At 46.7% G+C, this 15,718-nt stretch carries 15 protein-coding genes and 1 other annotated feature; of the genes, 6 read left to right on the top strand and 9 right to left on the bottom strand.

Annotated features, from left to right (window positions below):
* Positions 1-53 precede the first annotated feature (53 nt).
* The 3 genes from ABIC15_RS13165 to ABIC15_RS13155 all read right to left on the bottom strand — a co-directional run bounded on the left by ABIC15_RS13165 (position 54) and on the right by ABIC15_RS13155 (position 2,871).
* Positions 54-1,610, bottom strand: coding sequence for a solute symporter family protein (locus ABIC15_RS13165; protein WP_012371728.1), 1,557 nt, complete (start codon positions 1,608-1,610; stop codon positions 54-56).
* A complete protein-coding gene (locus tag ABIC15_RS13160; RefSeq protein ID WP_131503487.1) occupies positions 1,607-1,933 on the bottom strand; it encodes a DUF485 domain-containing protein in 327 nt (108 codons plus the stop codon). Before ABIC15_RS13160 ends, ABIC15_RS13165 begins: the two co-directional genes overlap by 4 nt.
* Positions 1,934-2,226: 293 nt before the next feature.
* Complete coding sequence (locus tag ABIC15_RS13155; protein WP_131503486.1) at positions 2,227-2,871, bottom strand: TVP38/TMEM64 family protein; 645 nt, start codon at positions 2,869-2,871, stop codon at positions 2,227-2,229.
* 239 nt (positions 2,872-3,110) lie between these two features.
* On the opposite strand from ABIC15_RS13155, the gene trhO reads away from it, so the two are divergent.
* Positions 3,111-4,028, top strand: coding sequence for an oxygen-dependent tRNA uridine(34) hydroxylase TrhO (trhO, locus tag ABIC15_RS13150; RefSeq protein ID WP_012371725.1), 918 nt, complete (start codon positions 3,111-3,113; stop codon positions 4,026-4,028).
* A 60-nt stretch (positions 4,029-4,088) separates the two neighbouring features.
* Here trhO and ABIC15_RS13145 read toward each other — a convergent pair whose 3' ends face one another.
* Together ABIC15_RS13145 and ABIC15_RS13140 are read right to left on the bottom strand one after the other, a co-directional pair.
* Positions 4,089-4,877: an alpha/beta hydrolase gene (locus tag ABIC15_RS13145; RefSeq protein WP_354020904.1), complete on the bottom strand. Its 789-nt coding sequence runs from the start codon at positions 4,875-4,877 to the stop codon at positions 4,089-4,091.
* Between the two features lie 6 nt (positions 4,878-4,883).
* Positions 4,884-6,560 carry a GGDEF domain-containing protein gene (locus ABIC15_RS13140; RefSeq protein WP_354020903.1) on the bottom strand — a complete coding sequence of 559 codons (1,677 nt, stop codon included), beginning with the start codon at positions 6,558-6,560 and terminating at the stop codon, positions 4,884-4,886.
* Between the two features lie 125 nt (positions 6,561-6,685).
* Positions 6,686-6,907, top strand: a binding site (T-box leader).
* 56 nt (positions 6,908-6,963) lie between these two features.
* On the opposite strand from ABIC15_RS13140, the gene argS reads away from it, so the two are divergent.
* Positions 6,964-8,646: an arginine--tRNA ligase gene (gene argS / locus ABIC15_RS13135; RefSeq protein ID WP_012371722.1), complete on the top strand. Its 1,683-nt coding sequence runs from the start codon at positions 6,964-6,966 to the stop codon at positions 8,644-8,646.
* A 30-nt stretch (positions 8,647-8,676) separates the two neighbouring features.
* Positions 8,677-9,282, top strand: a complete 606-nt coding sequence (locus ABIC15_RS13130; protein ID WP_354020902.1) for a hypothetical protein — start codon at positions 8,677-8,679, stop codon at positions 9,280-9,282.
* Positions 9,283-9,353: 71 nt separating this feature from the next.
* Here the strand turns inward: ABIC15_RS13130 and ABIC15_RS13125 are convergent, their stop codons facing one another.
* From ABIC15_RS13125 to ABIC15_RS13115, 3 genes are all read right to left on the bottom strand, one after another.
* Complete coding sequence (locus ABIC15_RS13125; protein WP_012371720.1) at positions 9,354-9,947, bottom strand: metallophosphoesterase family protein; 594 nt, start codon at positions 9,945-9,947, stop codon at positions 9,354-9,356.
* Between the two features lie 63 nt (positions 9,948-10,010).
* Positions 10,011-10,424: a carboxymuconolactone decarboxylase family protein gene (locus tag ABIC15_RS13120; protein ID WP_012371719.1), complete on the bottom strand. Its 414-nt coding sequence runs from the start codon at positions 10,422-10,424 to the stop codon at positions 10,011-10,013.
* A 96-nt stretch (positions 10,425-10,520) separates the two neighbouring features.
* Complete coding sequence (locus ABIC15_RS13115; protein ID WP_012371718.1) at positions 10,521-11,396, bottom strand: LysR family transcriptional regulator; 876 nt, start codon at positions 11,394-11,396, stop codon at positions 10,521-10,523.
* A 114-nt stretch (positions 11,397-11,510) separates the two neighbouring features.
* Between ABIC15_RS13115 and ABIC15_RS13110 the strand changes: the two genes are divergently transcribed.
* Positions 11,511-12,293 carry a 3-hydroxybutyrate dehydrogenase gene (locus ABIC15_RS13110; protein ID WP_012371717.1) on the top strand — a complete coding sequence of 261 codons (783 nt, stop codon included), beginning with the start codon at positions 11,511-11,513 and terminating at the stop codon, positions 12,291-12,293.
* Positions 12,294-12,339: 46 nt separating this feature from the next.
* Here the strand turns inward: ABIC15_RS13110 and ABIC15_RS13105 are convergent, their stop codons facing one another.
* The gene (locus tag ABIC15_RS13105) at positions 12,340-12,834 is read right to left on the bottom strand and encodes a YajQ family cyclic di-GMP-binding protein (protein WP_012371716.1); all 495 of its coding nucleotides are present in this window, start codon (positions 12,832-12,834) and stop codon (positions 12,340-12,342) included.
* Positions 12,835-12,994: 160 nt separating this feature from the next.
* Here ABIC15_RS13105 and pulA point away from each other — a divergent pair, with 160 nt between their 5' ends.
* Positions 12,995-15,007, top strand: coding sequence for a type I pullulanase (gene pulA / locus ABIC15_RS13100; protein WP_354020901.1), 2,013 nt, complete (start codon positions 12,995-12,997; stop codon positions 15,005-15,007).
* Between the two features lie 208 nt (positions 15,008-15,215).
* Positions 15,216-15,698, top strand: a complete 483-nt coding sequence (locus tag ABIC15_RS13095) for a hypothetical protein (RefSeq protein ID WP_354020900.1) — start codon at positions 15,216-15,218, stop codon at positions 15,696-15,698.
* Positions 15,699-15,718: the final 20 nt, after the last annotated feature.

The raw sequence follows: 15,718 nt of genomic DNA, 5'->3' as shown, positions 1-15,718 counted from the left end.
AAATGTAAAAGGGAACGGCTCCTTCAAGGGGGTTGAAGGAGCCGTTAAGGGGATTATTCTTTTGATGCCGCAACTTCAGTTGCTGTATCAATACCGGTATTGGCTTTGACAAGAATACGTTCGAAGTTACCGGCCACTTCGTCCGATTTCGTAACAAGTGTTCCGATGATCGCACCTAGAAAACCAAGTGGAATCGAAACAATTCCCGGATTCGACAGTGGGAATAACGCTTCCCCGACGAATAAGGCTGAACCGTCGACTGCCCAGATGTTAGGACTGAGCGCGACGAGAAGCAGTGAAGAGAAAAGACCGACGACCATACCTGTGACAGCTCCGCCAGTATTGAAACGGCGCCAGAAAATCGTCAGCAAAATGACGGGCAGGTTAGCACTGGCTGCAACTGCAAAGGCCAGTGAAACGAGGAAAGCGACATTCATCGATTGCGCGAATAACGCCAGTACCATCGAAACGAGTGCGACGGCAATGGAAGCGAGACGGGCAGCCGTCATTTGTTCTTTTTCCGTCGCTTGTCCTTTGCGCAGGATGTGACTGTAGAAATCATGGGCAAAGGCGGAAGCAGCCGATAAAACGAGTCCGGCGACGACGGCAAGGATGGTCGCAAAAGCAACAGCTGCAACAAAGGCGAACAGTAAGTCTCCACCAAGCGCCTGCGCAAGGAGAGGGGCCGCCATGTTACCGGCAGCATTCGCAGCAATGATGTCATCTGCTCCGACGAAAGCCGCGGCTCCAAAGCCGAGGAAAATCGTTAAGATATAAAACGCACCGATGATCCAGGTCGCATACACTACTGATTTCCGGGCAGTCGGTGCATCTTTAACCGTAAAGAAGCGGATTAAGATATGCGGCAAGCCGGCTGTTCCGAGAACAAGTGCCAAGTTTAAGGAAATCGTATCGAGCGGCAACTTAAACTTATTACCGGGGTTCAGGAATGAATCACCGAGCGGCGTTGCTTGTTTCACTTCCGAAAACATCTTCATGACTGAGAAGTCGAATTTAGCAAATACCATAAAGGAAATAACAGCTGTTCCGGCCATCAACAGAATGGCTTTAATGATTTGCACCCAGGAAGTGGCCGTCATCCCGCCGAACACAACGTACACCGTCATCAAAATACCGACGATGATGACACTTGTCGTATAAGGAATCCCGAGTAATAACTCAATCAGGGCACCGGCTCCTACCAACTGGGCAATCATATAGAAAATGGAGATGACGATGGAGTTCATCGCTGCGACACCCCGAACTTTCGAGGCATTAAAGCGGGCGGCAATCATATCTGCCATCGTATATTTTCCTAAATTACGCAACGGTTCGGCGACAAGGTAAAGAACGACGAGGTAGGCGACCAGGAAACCGATCGAATAAAAGAATCCGTCAAATCCGGCCAAGGCAATCATTCCGGCAATTCCAAGGAAAGAAGCAGCTGACATATAGTCGCCGGCAATGGCAATTCCGTTTTGGGCACCGGTCAAACCACCGTCCGCGGTATAAAAATCGTTTGCCGTCTTCGTTTTACGGGCGGCGAAGTATGTAATGACGAGTGTCAACCCGACAATCGCGGCGAATAGGGCGACAGCTGTATAGTTCATTTCGATTCCTCCTTGATTTGTTCGACCAACCGATCAAACGAACGCGCTTTTTTGCTGTAAAGGGTACAGAACGTCCACGTCATGATGAACTGCAGGAAAGCGAATAGCCAAGCTCCTGTAATATCACCAAGCAACGGCCGATTCAAGAAGGTAAAATAGCTGGTCATGATAGGCAACGTAAAATAAAAAATGAGACAAAATAGAATAGCAGGTAAGATGAATGCTTTTTTTTCTCGCATCAATTGTTTAAATGATGGACTTTCGACAATCGCTTCAGCAGAGCGTGTTGTTTCCGTCTTAGCTGTTTCGGATACCTGATGCATGGGACGCCTCCTTTGAAAATGAATTTAAATTCATTATAGAGACACTTACTTTGGAAAATCTATCCTAATTTAGAAGGGGGAAACAGAGATATTATACTAGTATTGGTCTTACCAATTAATTGTAAGCGTTTTCAATAGTGAACAAAATGTGAACGTTATTTTAATAACATATTGATTTCAAAAAATGATTCAAAAGTCCTGCTCTGGAAAATGGATTCAAACCTTAGAAAAGCGTGATGAAACAGCATAATTAAAAGACACACCCTTCATCAGGATGTATCTTTAGAGGTAAATCATTTGTTATTGTGCTCGATTTCTTGTTCAAGCTCACGTAATGACTTCGAACGTCGTGCCAAGGCACGGCGCTTGATGATTTCTTCGACGCCGCGACTGACTCCCCAGATGGCGAGTAAAATCAGGAACAGAAAAACAAGCCGGATCGGCCGTTCCAAAAATGTCGACCATTCTTTACCGATTAAGGAGAAGATGATGACGACGATCAGTCGTCCTGCTCCGGCAGCAATCAAATACGTCCGAAGCGACAGTTGAATCATGGCGGAGATGGCTGTAATGATGAACGCCGGCATGAACGGAAGGGAAAAGAAAAAACCGAGCGAAATCGGACTCATATGGCGAACCCGTTCAATCCACTGTTGAGCGGCTTTATGTTGTTCAAGCCACCTCGTGACAGGGCGACGGAATAAATAACGGATACAGGCAAAGACAACAAGTGAGCCGAGCATGCTTCCGACCCAAGAGACGAGCACACCCATCCAAAATCCATAAGTGGCGGCATTGGCGGAAATGATCAGAACAAGTGGGAGGAACGGAAAAAGTGATTCCAAAAAGGGTGCGATCAATCCGGTCGCAGCACCACCCGGAAGATCCTGGAGAAACGTAATCATCTGTTCAATCCACTGACGGACGGTTTGGAGCATTCGGAATCCTCCTTACAATATAAACTGCTAATTTCTATTTTAACTCTTTCCCCGCCAGAAAGGGAGAAAGTTTGTCCGGAGCTTCTTCTGAAACTAGTAATTGTGCATTTCAAATGAAGTTGGTATTATACTTAAATGGGTGCGTTTTGCAGGCGTTCCCAGCTAGCTTATAGCTATGACGCTTCGTTCGCCAACGTTCGTTTTACTGCAAAAAACTGACATGGGGGCCAATGAGGATTATGAAACCTTATCGCGTACTATTATTTTATAAGTATGTTCCGATTGACAATGCGGAACAATTAACAAAAGAGCACCTTGCTTATTGCAAAGAGCTCGGCATCAAAGGAAGAATCTTGATTGCTCCGGAAGGAATCAACGGTACTTTATCCGGAACAGTCGAACAAACCGATCAATACATGCAAGACCTGCTTGCCGACCCACGGTTTAATGATATCGAATTTAAAATCGATGAGGTCGACGAACATGCCTTCAAAAAAATCTTCGTTCGTTATAAAAGCGAACTGGTCACATGGCGTTTTGAAGACGAGTTCAACGTCCCGGAAGAACATGCCGCGTATCTTGAACCGGCCGAATGGAAAAACATGATGCAAAATGAAGATGTCGTCATTCTCGATGTTCGGAACAACTACGAATACGATCTCGGTCATTTTAAAAATGCCGTCAAGGTCGATGTCGATGCGTCACGTGAGTTTCCGCAATGGCTCGATGAAAATGAACACTTGTTTGAAGGAAAAAAAGTCCTGACGTACTGCACGGGTGGTGTTCGTTGTGAAAAATTCACAGCGTATTTCCGTAAACGTCAAAACAGTGACGACATCTTCCACCTTAAAGGCGGCGTCGTCATGTACGGGAAAGATGAAGCGACACGCGGAGAAGACTGGGAAGGGGAATTGTATGTGTTCGACGAACGCATCCAAGTACCGGTCAACGAAGTGAATCCAACCGTTGTCTCAACATGCTATTACTGTGGGAAAGACGAAACACGTTACGTGAATTGTGCAAATCCGGAATGTAATCGTCAACACTTCTGCTGTGAAGAGTGTGAACCGAAAGTCATGCGTTCTTGTTCAGACGAATGCCGGGAACACCCGCGCAACCGTTATGTCAAAGAGCAGATGGAAGAATTGGTAAAGTGACGGCGTATAAATAAAACAGGCTGACAAAATCCGGATTCTGGATTTTGTCAGCCTGTTTTTTTAGGATAAAAATAAGAAGCGGAGAATATCCGGCATCCGTTTTGCCCATTCGGTTTCATGATGGACGGCACCCGGAATGATTTCATAAGCCGCTTGTTGAACTTTTTTCTGCACCGCTTTCGCCAAAACCTCGTTCGTATGCAGATAGTCATTTTCTGTCATCGGTCCGCTGACTTCCTTCGTACCGACGTCCATGTAACAACGATGGTCCTCTGATAAACCCGGACTGCGCTCGATGAATTCCAGTAAAGAAGAAAAATTCGCCCAACCGGCCGTCGATAAAGCAGCCACACGTGTGAAGACTTCCGGATAAGCAAATAGGCCGTACAGTGAAATGACACCTCCCATGGAACTGCCGATCATGGTCGTATCCGTCGGAATCGTCGCATACTGCGCATCGATATACGGTTTTAATTCATGAACAATCCAGTGCATGTATTGTTTTCCGTTACCGCCGATCGTCTTGCGATGAGACGGATATGCAGTGCGCATCAAAAGGGCTTCATCTGTCCAGGGGGCATATTCATCGTAACGGTCCATCCCGTCATCCGGACTGTCGATGGCGACGATCATCGCGTGTAACTGAACGGTGTGTAAAGCATGATGGACTTCCCAGCCTTTTCCGAAAGAGGCGGTTTCACCGCTGAATACATTTTGTCCATCGTGCATATAGATGACCGGGAGTGCTTCATCGGCCGGGAGTTCAGTCGGACGATAAATTCGGATCGTTCGGGGCATTTCAAGTGTAGGAACCAATCGTTCAATTTCAGTAATCGACAAGATAGTCACGACCTTTCAAAGATTAGCGTAATGAGCAGTACAATTGCGACCGTTGTGTTTGCCTCCGACATAAAGGGCATGATCCGCTTGACGAAGCGATTCTTCAAACGATCGTTCCGACTGATATTCGACGGTATCGACGCCGAGGCTGATGGTGATGGATAAACGATGTCCGTCGACGACGAACGGTCGATCGAGTACAGCATGCCGGACCTCTTCTGCGACATCGATAGCCTGATTCTGTGGAGACTGATGAAGTAACAGGACAAATTCCTCCCCGCCGTACCGTGCTGCGAAGACATTGTGCTTTTTCTGCTGGATGGACCGGATTCTGCGACCGAGTTCACGCAGGACGAGGTCACCGACCTTATGCCCGTACGTATCGTTGACATACTTAAAGTGGTCGATATCAAATAAAACAATCGACAACGGATAACGGTCGGAAGCAAACTGTTGCGCCCCTTCCTCGTAAAAAGCACGGCTGTTGGCGAGTTCCGTCAAGGCATCCGTCCGGCTTTCGGCGTACAGTTGATACGTTTCCCGTGAACGGTGCACCACCCGGCAAAAAATGCGTAACAAACGCGAAAGCTCGTCTGCACTTGTCGCATCATAGGCATCGGCAATTTGATGGAACAGAACGATCGATACATCGACATCTTCGTTCGTAATCGACGGAATGGCAATCATCGAATGACGGTCAACGGGTAAATCGATTTGAATATCCGAGCCCCAATCGCATCGGAGACCGTGGATGATTGGGGTGTGTAACTGTTCGGCCGACAGGGAATGGAATAGAGGCAACACGTCAATGATTGTCTTCGTTCGTATGTTGTAGATCGTTTGCTTACGCTGTTGCTGAATCGATATCCATCCTTCTGAGAAATCAATCAGGTGTGGCAAGTCGCATAATAAGGAATCAATCGTTTCTTTTTCAAACCGGGAAATCAGCAGGTGTTCTTTTGCGTCATCAAACCGTTTGGCTTTCTCATTCGCTTCAATCGTCTCCACGCGTTGTTGGAGCAAACGTTTGAATAAAAATAAAATCAGTGTCGAGACAGATGCGGCGATGAGCGGATTCTCATCGTAAAACCAGATTCCGAGCAGGGCACATAAGATGCTGATACCGTAGACCAGCGTCTGCAGGCGGACAAGGCGGACCCAATCATATTTTAAGTAGAGGATCCGGTTGACGAACCGGCACTGGAGATAGGAAACGAGCATCACGGTCGTTAAATATCCGAGAAGCGGAAGGAGCGCTTTCGAGTAAGTAAAACCGGTCCCAATTGGTCCACCGAGTGCTAAATAGACAAGGGATGGACAGGCGAGATAAACCAAATCAAACAGAACGTTGATTGGATACAAGTATAAAAAGCGTTGACGGCGAATTTCTTTTTTGTGAGAAAAATATTGAAAAATGATGATACCAATCTGACTGAGAAAGATGGACGGCCCTAATCCGTAGTTAAGGAAGATGAATAAGATGATTCCTTCCTGAAACGTATAATAAATGCCTCCCCGCCGGATGTTGTCGAACTGAAACAGGATGATGAGTGCGAGAAGGTAGGCGGCATTGCCAAGTGAGAGTGGGAAGTCAATGAATGTCGGATGTGTAAGTAAAGTGAAGGTAAGCAGGCTGGCGACGAGACACAAGACGAGCCAACTGTTTCGTGCCACTTTTTGATAGTAGACCATGGTGCGTCCCCCTCCTTTAACAGTCCTTCCCTACTTATACCCGTTTTGTGGAAATTATGATAAGGGATTTACAAAAAAATAAGGTTGAGAGAATGGGGTGAATTGCGTATAATGTGAAAGATATCAGACAATCGATGACGAAGAAAGTAACGATAGGATGTAATCGACCAGCGAATCAGGGAATGGTGGAAGCCTGAACAGATTAGACCATCGTGAAACGCACTTCCGAGATGCTATCCGAATCCATGTGATCAGGCCTAGCCGGGGGAACCCCGTTATCCCCGTTAAAGTGGGTGTCGTACCGTCGACACCAAGAAGAGTGGTACCGCGGTCTTTCCGTCTCTTTGCGTGTTGCGCAAAGGGCGTTTTTTATTGGAAAAAATAATTGTTTGGAGGAAATAAAATGAGTTACAAGCAACAGTATGCCCAAGTATTACACGATGTGATCGGTGACGCCCTGTCACAAGAAGAGATTGAACAACTGATCGAACAGCCGAAGCACGAGGATCACGGAGACCTGGCTTTCCCATGTTTCCAACTCGCAAAAGCCTTCCGCAAAGCTCCAATGATGATTGCGACGGAACTGGCTGAAAAAATCGATAACCCGCTGTTTTCAAACGTCCAGGCAGCCGGACCGTATGTAAACGTCTTTCTGAACCGGGAAGTGGTTTCGCGTGAAATTATTAAACGTGTCTTAGAAGAACAACAGGCATACGGATCAAGCGAGCTGAACGGAAAAACGATCGTCACGGATTTCTCATCTCCGAACATCGCAAAACCATTCTCGATGGGACATTTGCGTTCGACGGTCATCGGAAATGCATTGAACCAGATTTCACGGAAAAAAGGATATGAGGTCGTCGGCATCAACCATTTAGGAGACTGGGGAACTCAGTTCGGTAAATTGATGGTTGCCTACAATATGTGGGGGAAAGAAGAAGATGTCCGCTCTGAGCCGATCAAAGAATTGCTGAAACTGTACGTTCGTTTCCACGAAGAAGCGGAAGAAAACCCAGGCTTAGAAGACGAAGGTCGGGCTTGGTTTAAAAAACTCGAGCAGGGGGACGAACAGGCGACGGCACTTTGGACATGGTTCCGTGAAGTCTCACTCGTCGAGTTCAGCCGTGTATATGAAATGCTTGGTGTCAGCTTTGACAGCTTAAACGGAGAAGCCTTCTATAATGATAAAATGCAACACGTCATCGACTTATTGGAAGAAAAAGATTTGCTCGTCGAGTCGGAAGGCGCAATGGTCGTCGACCTTGAAGCAGAAGGCATGCCTCCTGCCTTGATCAAGAAAAAAGACGGTGCGACACTGTATGCGACACGTGATTTGGCGGCTGCCGTGTATCGTCTTGAGACTTACGGCTTCGAACAGGCGTTTTATGTTGTCGGCGGCGAACAAGCCCTTCACTTCAAACAACTGTTTGCTGTCCTGAAGAAACTCGGATTTGAAAATGTTGACGGCATGCACCATGTTCCGTTTGGTTTAATCATGAAAGACGGGAAAAAGATGTCGACACGTAAAGGACGGATTGTTCTGCTTGAAGAAGTGCTTCAAGATGCAATTAACGTTGCCAAACAAAACATCGCTGAAAAAAATCCTAACCTTGCCAATGCAGAACAGACAGCACGCGAAGTCGGTGTCGGCGCCGTCATTTTCCATGATTTAAAAAATGAACGCATGAACAACATTGAGTTTGATCTCGAGCAGATGTTGAAATTTGAAGGAGAAACCGGTCCATACGTCCAATATACGAATGCACGGGCAAATTCACTGCTTCGTAAAGGTGCTTATGACGGATCAGCGTTCAACGGAAGTGCGGATGATTATTCATGGGGTGTCGTATCGATGCTGAACCAGTTCTCGGCTGTCATTGACCGGGCGTTTACACGCCGCGAACCGTCGATCATCAGCCGTTATGTCCTTGATTTGGCTCAAAGCTTCAATAAATACTACGGACAAGTTCGTGTCCTCGAAGACGATGCGGAAAAACAATCTCGCCTCGCACTCGTAAAATCGGTTACGATTGTATTGACGGAAGGATTACGCCTGCTTGGCGTCGGCGCTCCGGAAGAAATGTAAAATAAATCAAATTAAAGATGGGGTTATCATATGAACAAAGAGACAATGGAACGGTTACAGCACGCATCTACACAAATAAACCAGGAAGACTTAGCTGCATCGATCGCTTTTATTGCTGACTTTCACGGAAAAGTCGCTGCATGGCTTCCGGGCGAATCAGTTGATTTCGTATTCGATTTCGTGACAGCACCAGGAGCTGATCAAATTGCTCCAATCAGCGGTGACGCACTCGATACGAAAACCAACTTTGAGTTCTTCATGACGAAAAAGCAGACACGCAAAAAACTCGGTGAGTTGCTGGCGTTATGGAAAGCACCCCGTACAAAAGAGACGTTGAACCAGATTGATGCGATCGGTTTGAAGAAATGGTTGGCCCGCAATGAATTTCGTTCGGAAGACAAGCCGTGGGACTATTTGAACCGTCTCCATGTCCTGTTATTCCTTGATCAGATGACGACGGTCATCGATGATCATCAGTTGACGACGTTATACGAACAATTGGTCCGGAAAACACCGGTTCCGACAAGCTTCGTCCGTCGTCAAGGTGAAGTCCGTCACGTCGTCAACCAGTTTGCCGATAAGACAGAGTTCACACAAGTGGATTTAGTTCGTGCTTCTCTTGTCCGTTATCTGTAACAGCGGATAACTCAAAATCCCCCGTTCCTTCACGAATTGTGAAGGAACGGGGGATTTTTCATGTCAGGCAGTCATTTGGCTCGATAAAACGTGATGGTTTCGGTCGTCGTATCGTACAGCAACCATTCCCGTTCGACCAGAACCGGTCCGACGTTGATGGCGTAACGGCCGCGTTTGATCGAAATCGGAATATCATGATGAACGGTTAATCGTTTGCCCTCTTTAAACAATCCGCGTACATGACTGTGACCGAAAAATAAGAGCCGGTCCGGATAAGAAGAGGTGTCGGGCGTCAAATCATAACTCCATTTCAATTGATCACCATGAATGAACAAAGCAGAATCCGTTTGTTTTGTCCGATCCGATGAGCGCAGCTGATCGAGATAATGGGATACGCCTGTCGGAATCAATGAAAACAACCGTTCTTCCTGATTTCCGAGCAACGTTTCAAAAAACAGCAACTTCAAAAAATCCGGATCAAGCGTCACGACTTGTTCGATTTCTTCAAACGTATACCGCTTGGCCCGTTTTTTTCCGATATGACATTCGTGGACGTCTCCGAGCGAAAAAACAATTGCTTGCGGAGCCGTCCGTTGAATAGCTGTCAACACAGCACGTGTATCGGATAATGAACTGTGCAGATCGGTGATGAGTGCATACTGCATGTGGCATCGCTCCCTTGTACTAAGAGTATACCCCGCGTTTCATGCGGCTCATCCTGTTTTTAATTAAGCCGGGTTGACGGTCACGCCGCGTTCAGAGAAAACAACTTTTGCGACTTCGAGTGCGTTAAGGACACGCGGGAAGCCGGTATAAGGAACAAGGTGCATGATGGCTTCGACGATTTCGTTTCCTGTTAATCCGGCCGTTAATCCGGTATTAATATGAAGCGCGAGTTGTGGTTCAGTTCCTTGGGTGACAAGTGTTGCGATCGTGACGATCGCGCGGTCGCGATTGACGAGCCCGTTGCGGCTGTAAACTTCCCCGTAAGCAAAATCGGTGATCCATTCACCAACTGCCGGAGCGATATCTTTTAACGATTCGGCGATTTTTTCGTGTGTTGATTGCGCAGAATTCGTATCGGTAAATTCGTTTAATTTTTTAAGTCCTACTTCGTGTCGGTTGTTTAAGTGTGTAGCCATGATGAATAACTTCCTTTCTGTTATGAACGATACGGTTTATCTTAAAGGAAGAATACTCATGCTACAAATACATGGTTTTTATATGTGTCATTCATTTTAAGAATGATTTTCTTGAATGAAGCGAATCCATTCACGTGTCACATAAGACTGATAGCGTCCGGTCGGGACAGCGACACCGATCTGCCACGGTACACGGACATCGAGCGGAATGGTTTTCACACCTTTGATCGTCATTTGCTGTGCCAAAGACCGCGGAAGAACAGTCACGGCATTTCCTTCCGCAACGAGCAGGCACAAGAAGTCCCACTGCGAACTGACATGGGCGACGGCCGGGCGGAACCCTGCTGTCTCACAGGCCTGTAAAACGACGTCGTGAAGTGAAAAGGTTTCATTAAACAGAACGAACGGCATCTCGGCGACATTTTCCAAGGCAATGGACGGCTGATCCGCGAGAGGATGTTGCTCCGGTAAAAACAGATGCAGCTCCTCTTCAATGAAGGGATAGACCGTCAAATGTTCATCGGCCGGAAAGACAGTCGCGATTAAATCGACTTCTCCGGCAACGACAGCCTTCTCAAGCGCGTGTCCGCCGGCTTCCGTAATCTCGATTGTCACCATCGGATACCGTTCACGGAACAAACGGAGCAGACGCGGGAAAAACAATGAACCGATCAAAGGCGGAACACCAATCCGGATTGTCCCTTTCGTCAAGTGCATGACGTCATAGAGATGAGACGGCAGATCGGCAAGCTGATTCAGAATTTTTTCTCCTTCGACAAGTAAAGTTTCCCCGGCATCCGTTAAGACGATTTGCCGTTTACTCCGATCAAACAGTTCGATATCCAATTCTTCTTCTAAATGGCGGACCATCTTACTGAGGGTCGGCTGAGTGACATGCAGGTGATCCGCCGCCTTTGTAAAGCTTTTGAAGCGGGCGACTTCCGTGAAATATTCCAACTGGCGAAAATCCATCTGATTCACTCCTATTCGTTTTTGTTATATCTATCATAACAAGTATTCATTTTTATTATTCATTGCCTAAGCGTACAGTAAAAGAAACAAACGAGTAAAGAGGAGTAGATGAAGATGAAACAACTTGAAGGAAAAGTCGCATTGATTACCGGAGCAGCAAGCGGAATCGGTCTCGAAATTGCGGAAGAATTTGCACAGGAAGGTGCAAAAGTCGTCATCGTTGATTTACAGGAGAATGCAGCCAAACAGGCGGCGGAAACACTTCAAAGTAAAGGATTCGAAGCCTTTGCTGTCGCAGGGGACGTCACAAGTGAAACGGCGATTCAGTCAAGCATTGAACAAACGATGAATCACTACGGACGGATCGATATCGTCATCAACAATGCCGGCATGCAACATGTTTCACCAATCGAAGAGTTCTCGACTGAAAAATTTGATTTACTTCAAAGCATCATGTTACGGGCACCGTTCCTCTATACGAAATACGTGTTCCCGATCATGAAAAAACAAGGATTCGGTCGTATCCTGAACATGTCATCCATTAACGGTTTGATCGGATTTGCCGGTAAAGCCGCTTACAACAGTGCGAAACACGGTGTCATCGGTTTGACGAAAGTTGCCGCACTAGAAGGGGCAACGTCCGGTATTACCGTCAATGCGATTTGTCCGGGTTATGTTGATACACCGCTCGTCCAAAAACAATTGTCTTCGCTTGCCGAAACACGGAATGTGCCGCTCGACCGGGTACTTGAAGAAGTCATCTACCCGCTCGTTCCGCAACATCGCTTACTGCAAGTCAAAGAGATTGCCGACTACGCGATTTTCCTCGCAAGTGACAAAGCAGCCGGTGTCACCGGTCAAGCTGTCGTTCTTGACGGCGGATATACCGCTCAATAAGCATAAAAAATCCCTTGCTCCAACAGGAGCAAGGGATTTTTTATGCTTAACGGAAATTAATGAACTGGACGTCGACCGATAACGGTAACTCACGGACGATTTGCATAACTTGCTGTAAGTCATCGCGTGATTTTCCCGTAACACGGATTTGATCGTCTTGAATCTGAGTTTTCACCTTGAGTTTTGATTCCTTGACGGCGTTATTGATTTTTTTAGCATCATCACGATCGATTCCGCTTTTGAGAATAACGCGTTGACGGACAGTATTTCCGGCTGCCTGCTCGACTTTTTCGTATTGCAGGTTTTTGGTCGGGACTTCCCGTTTGATGAGTTTAGCTGTCAGGACATCTTTGACTTGATCGAGTTTGAAGTCGTCATCTGAGATCAGAATCAAATCTTCTTTCTCGAGTTTCATGTCGCTTTTTGATCCTTTGAAATCAAAGCGGTTCGTAATTTCCTTTAGTGCAACCTGCATCGCGTTTTTAACTTCTTCGATGTTGATTTGTGACACGATATCAAATGAATTGTCTTTTGCTGCCATAAGAATCTCCCCTTTCGTTCCACAACCATTTTAGCATATTTGCCCGGAAATGCTTTGACTTCAGGTTGAATTTTCGGCAAAGAAAAAGCAAGGAAGAGAGTCGAATCGTTCATCTGGATGAAATTTTGTTATAATGAAAACCATGAAATGAAAGGGGTGCATGGCTTTGAAACAAACAGCAGATATGTTGACGCTCACACCGGAAGAGTTGGATGAGCGCTATGCCTATAAAGGATCGGATTTAGGAGCGACGTTTGATGAGCATACGATACGTGTCCGTTTATGGGCACCGACGGCGGAACGTGTCGTAATTCGTTTGTACCGGACATTGCGGGCAAGGAAAGTTGAAGAACTTGAATTGACGGCAGAACAGCAGGGGACATTCGTCGTCGAACTGGGTCGCGCTGTGTATGAAGGTTACTTTTATACGTTTCAAGCCAGCATCAACGGACAGAAAGTCGAAGCAGTCGATCCGTACGCGAAAGCAGTCGGGACCAACGGCAAACGGGGGGCATTAATCGATCCGTCGGCGATTCACCCGGAACGTTGGATTGAGGAACGTCCTTTGTTCCATTCGTCACAAGACGCTGTCATCTATGAATTGCATGTTCGGGACGCGACGAGCCATCCGGCGAGTGGGGTCATCGAGCGGGGCACATTCCGCGGATTAACGGAAGCGGGAACACGGACACCGGCAGGCGGATTGACGGGTCTTGATTATCTGACGGACCTAGGTGTGACGCATGTCCAACTTCTTCCGATTTATGATTTCGGTTCAGTCAATGAAGCGGCACCAAATGATCCGGATAACTACAACTGGGGATATGATCCCGTCAATTACTTTGCGCCGGAAGGATCCTATTCGTCGAATCCGGATGATCCGGCAGCACGGATCCGGGAATTAAAAGCCTTGATTCAAGCCTTGCACGATCGAGGCATTCGCGTTGTAATGGACGTCGTTTTTAATCATGTCTATGATGCGGAAACGGCACCACTTGGACAATTCGTTCCGGGTTACTTTTTCCGGCAGGCAGCGGACGGAACACTTTCAAACGGAAGTTTCTGCGGGAACGACACAGCATCAGAACGCTTTATGATGCGGAAATTCATTCTTGATTGTGTGACTTATTGGGCGAAAGAGTATCATCTGGACGGATTCCGGTTCGATTTGATGGGCTTACATGACGTCGAAACGATGAATCAGGTTCGTCATGCCCTTGACCGGATTGACCCGTCGATTTTGATTATCGGGGAAGGGTGGGATCTTGACACACCACTCGCAGCCGATCAAAAAGCCAACTACTTTAATGCGCCGCAGATGCCGGGAATCGCTCATTTCAACAACGGATTACGTGACGGTGTCAAAGGTGACGTTCAGACACCGGCTGACCGGGGATTCATCAGCGGGGCTTTCGAGCGGACGAATGAAGTCAAACGGGGAATCGCCGGAAACGTCTCTTCGCAAGGCTTTGCGGATGAACCGAATCAGGTCGTTTCGTATGTTGAAGCCCATGATGATTTAACGATTTGGGACAAATTGTCCGTGTCAAAACCGGAAGATACGGATGAAATCCGTCGAAAGCGGCAAATGCTAGCGAATGCGATTATCTTAACCGGCCAAGGTATTCCGTTTTTACATGCAGGGCAGGAGTTTTTCCGGACGAAAAACGGGATTCGGGACAGTTTTAATTCCGGAGAAGTCGTGAATCAATTGGATTATGAGCGCGCGGAACAATTCCGTGCCGGCGTCGAATATGTCAAAGGATTGATTGCCCTGCGGCGCCAGTATCCGATGTTCCGTCTGGAAAATACAGCAATGATTCGGAAACATCTCCGCTTCCTCGAAGAAGGGGAAGGTATCATTGCGTATGAATTGAAGCGGACGTACGAAGGATATGTGGAGCGTCAGCGGGTATATCACAATGCGACGGACCATGATGTGACAATCGAGTTACCGAGCGGCGAGTTCGAAATTCTCGTCGAAGAAGGGGTCGTAAAAATCCACGCCCCCCGTCTACACGAAGAAAAACAACTTGTCGTGAAAGCCTTATCGACGACGGTGATTGCCGAACGAAAAGCAGACTATAAGAAATATGCAGTGGCAGGCGGTGCCGCACTGACGATTCTTGGTTTGCTCTATGCAGCGAACAAACGACGTAAAAATAATAAATGATGGATAAGACGCTTGTAAGAATCGGGGTTCGCTGATGTGGACTCCGATTTTTTTTTTGATTTAGCCGTAGTGCATGACGTGACAGTCGTGTTGCGGTGTCATCAGAATGACTTAATGAATTTCTAAGTTTACTGTTTTAATTCATGACTTACGGGAACATACTATAAGTAGTATTTAGAGTGCTGGTTTTTTTGAAAGGATGTATCGTATGTTTGGTTTCAATGATATCTGGAAATTTTTCTTCTCGTTTTTTTTACTCTTACCAATCGTCACGTTAATTCATGAGATGGGTCATTACTTTTTTGCACGTCTGTTTGGCGGTAACATGGAAATCAATATCGGATCGGGAAAATCCTTGTTACGCGTCGGTCCCATCCGCTTGAACCGCGTTTATTTTTGGGACGGGTGGTGTCAGTACGAGGCGCTTCGTCACGAAAATAAGTTTACGAACATCATGGTTTACGCCGGTGGAGCCATCTTCAATCTGGCGAGTATCCTGATCGTAAACGGTTTGATTTATGCGGGTATCTTCGAGGCTTCGATCTTTACGTATCAATTCGCCTATTTCTCGTTCTATTTCATTTTCTTCTCGTTGTTTCCGATCGATCATCCGAACGGTTATCCGAGTGATGGAAAAGCGATTGTTAATGTATTCCGTTATGGAAAGTCTGAATATAATCCACAATCTTAATTTTATAAAGAACAATGCCC

Origin of the sequence: Exiguobacterium sp. PvP048 (assembly GCF_040549175.1) — a bacterium.
GTDB lineage: Bacteria > Bacillota > Bacilli > Exiguobacteriales > Exiguobacteriaceae > Exiguobacterium_A > Exiguobacterium_A artemiae.
This window is presented reverse-complemented; position numbering and strand designations above follow the sequence as displayed.

What these genes read in the sequence shown, in the direction of transcription:
- ABIC15_RS13165 (WP_012371728.1), bottom strand. Translation starts at nt 1,610, where the DNA reads ATGAACTATACAGCTGTCGCCCTATTCGCCGCGATTGTCGGGTTGACA.
- ABIC15_RS13160 (WP_131503487.1), bottom strand. Translation starts at nt 1,933, where the DNA reads ATGCATCAGGTATCCGAAACAGCTAAGACGGAAACAACACGCTCTGCT.
- ABIC15_RS13155 (WP_131503486.1), bottom strand. Translation starts at nt 2,871, where the DNA reads ATGCTCCAAACCGTCCGTCAGTGGATTGAACAGATGATTACGTTTCTC.
- trhO (WP_012371725.1), top strand. Translation starts at nt 3,111, where the DNA reads ATGAAACCTTATCGCGTACTATTATTTTATAAGTATGTTCCGATTGAC.
- ABIC15_RS13140 (WP_354020903.1), bottom strand. Translation starts at nt 6,560, where the DNA reads ATGGTCTACTATCAAAAAGTGGCACGAAACAGTTGGCTCGTCTTGTGT.
- argS (WP_012371722.1), top strand. Translation starts at nt 6,964, where the DNA reads ATGAGTTACAAGCAACAGTATGCCCAAGTATTACACGATGTGATCGGT.
- ABIC15_RS13130 (WP_354020902.1), top strand. Translation starts at nt 8,677, where the DNA reads ATGAACAAAGAGACAATGGAACGGTTACAGCACGCATCTACACAAATA.
- ABIC15_RS13125 (WP_012371720.1), bottom strand. Translation starts at nt 9,947, where the DNA reads ATGCAGTATGCACTCATCACCGATCTGCACAGTTCATTATCCGATACA.
- ABIC15_RS13120 (WP_012371719.1), bottom strand. Translation starts at nt 10,424, where the DNA reads ATGGCTACACACTTAAACAACCGACACGAAGTAGGACTTAAAAAATTA.
- ABIC15_RS13115 (WP_012371718.1), bottom strand. Translation starts at nt 11,396, where the DNA reads ATGGATTTTCGCCAGTTGGAATATTTCACGGAAGTCGCCCGCTTCAAA.
- ABIC15_RS13110 (WP_012371717.1), top strand. Translation starts at nt 11,511, where the DNA reads ATGAAACAACTTGAAGGAAAAGTCGCATTGATTACCGGAGCAGCAAGC.
- ABIC15_RS13105 (WP_012371716.1), bottom strand. Translation starts at nt 12,834, where the DNA reads ATGGCAGCAAAAGACAATTCATTTGATATCGTGTCACAAATCAACATC.
- pulA (WP_354020901.1), top strand. Translation starts at nt 12,995, where the DNA reads ATGGCTTTGAAACAAACAGCAGATATGTTGACGCTCACACCGGAAGAG.
- ABIC15_RS13095 (WP_354020900.1), top strand. Translation starts at nt 15,216, where the DNA reads ATGTTTGGTTTCAATGATATCTGGAAATTTTTCTTCTCGTTTTTTTTA.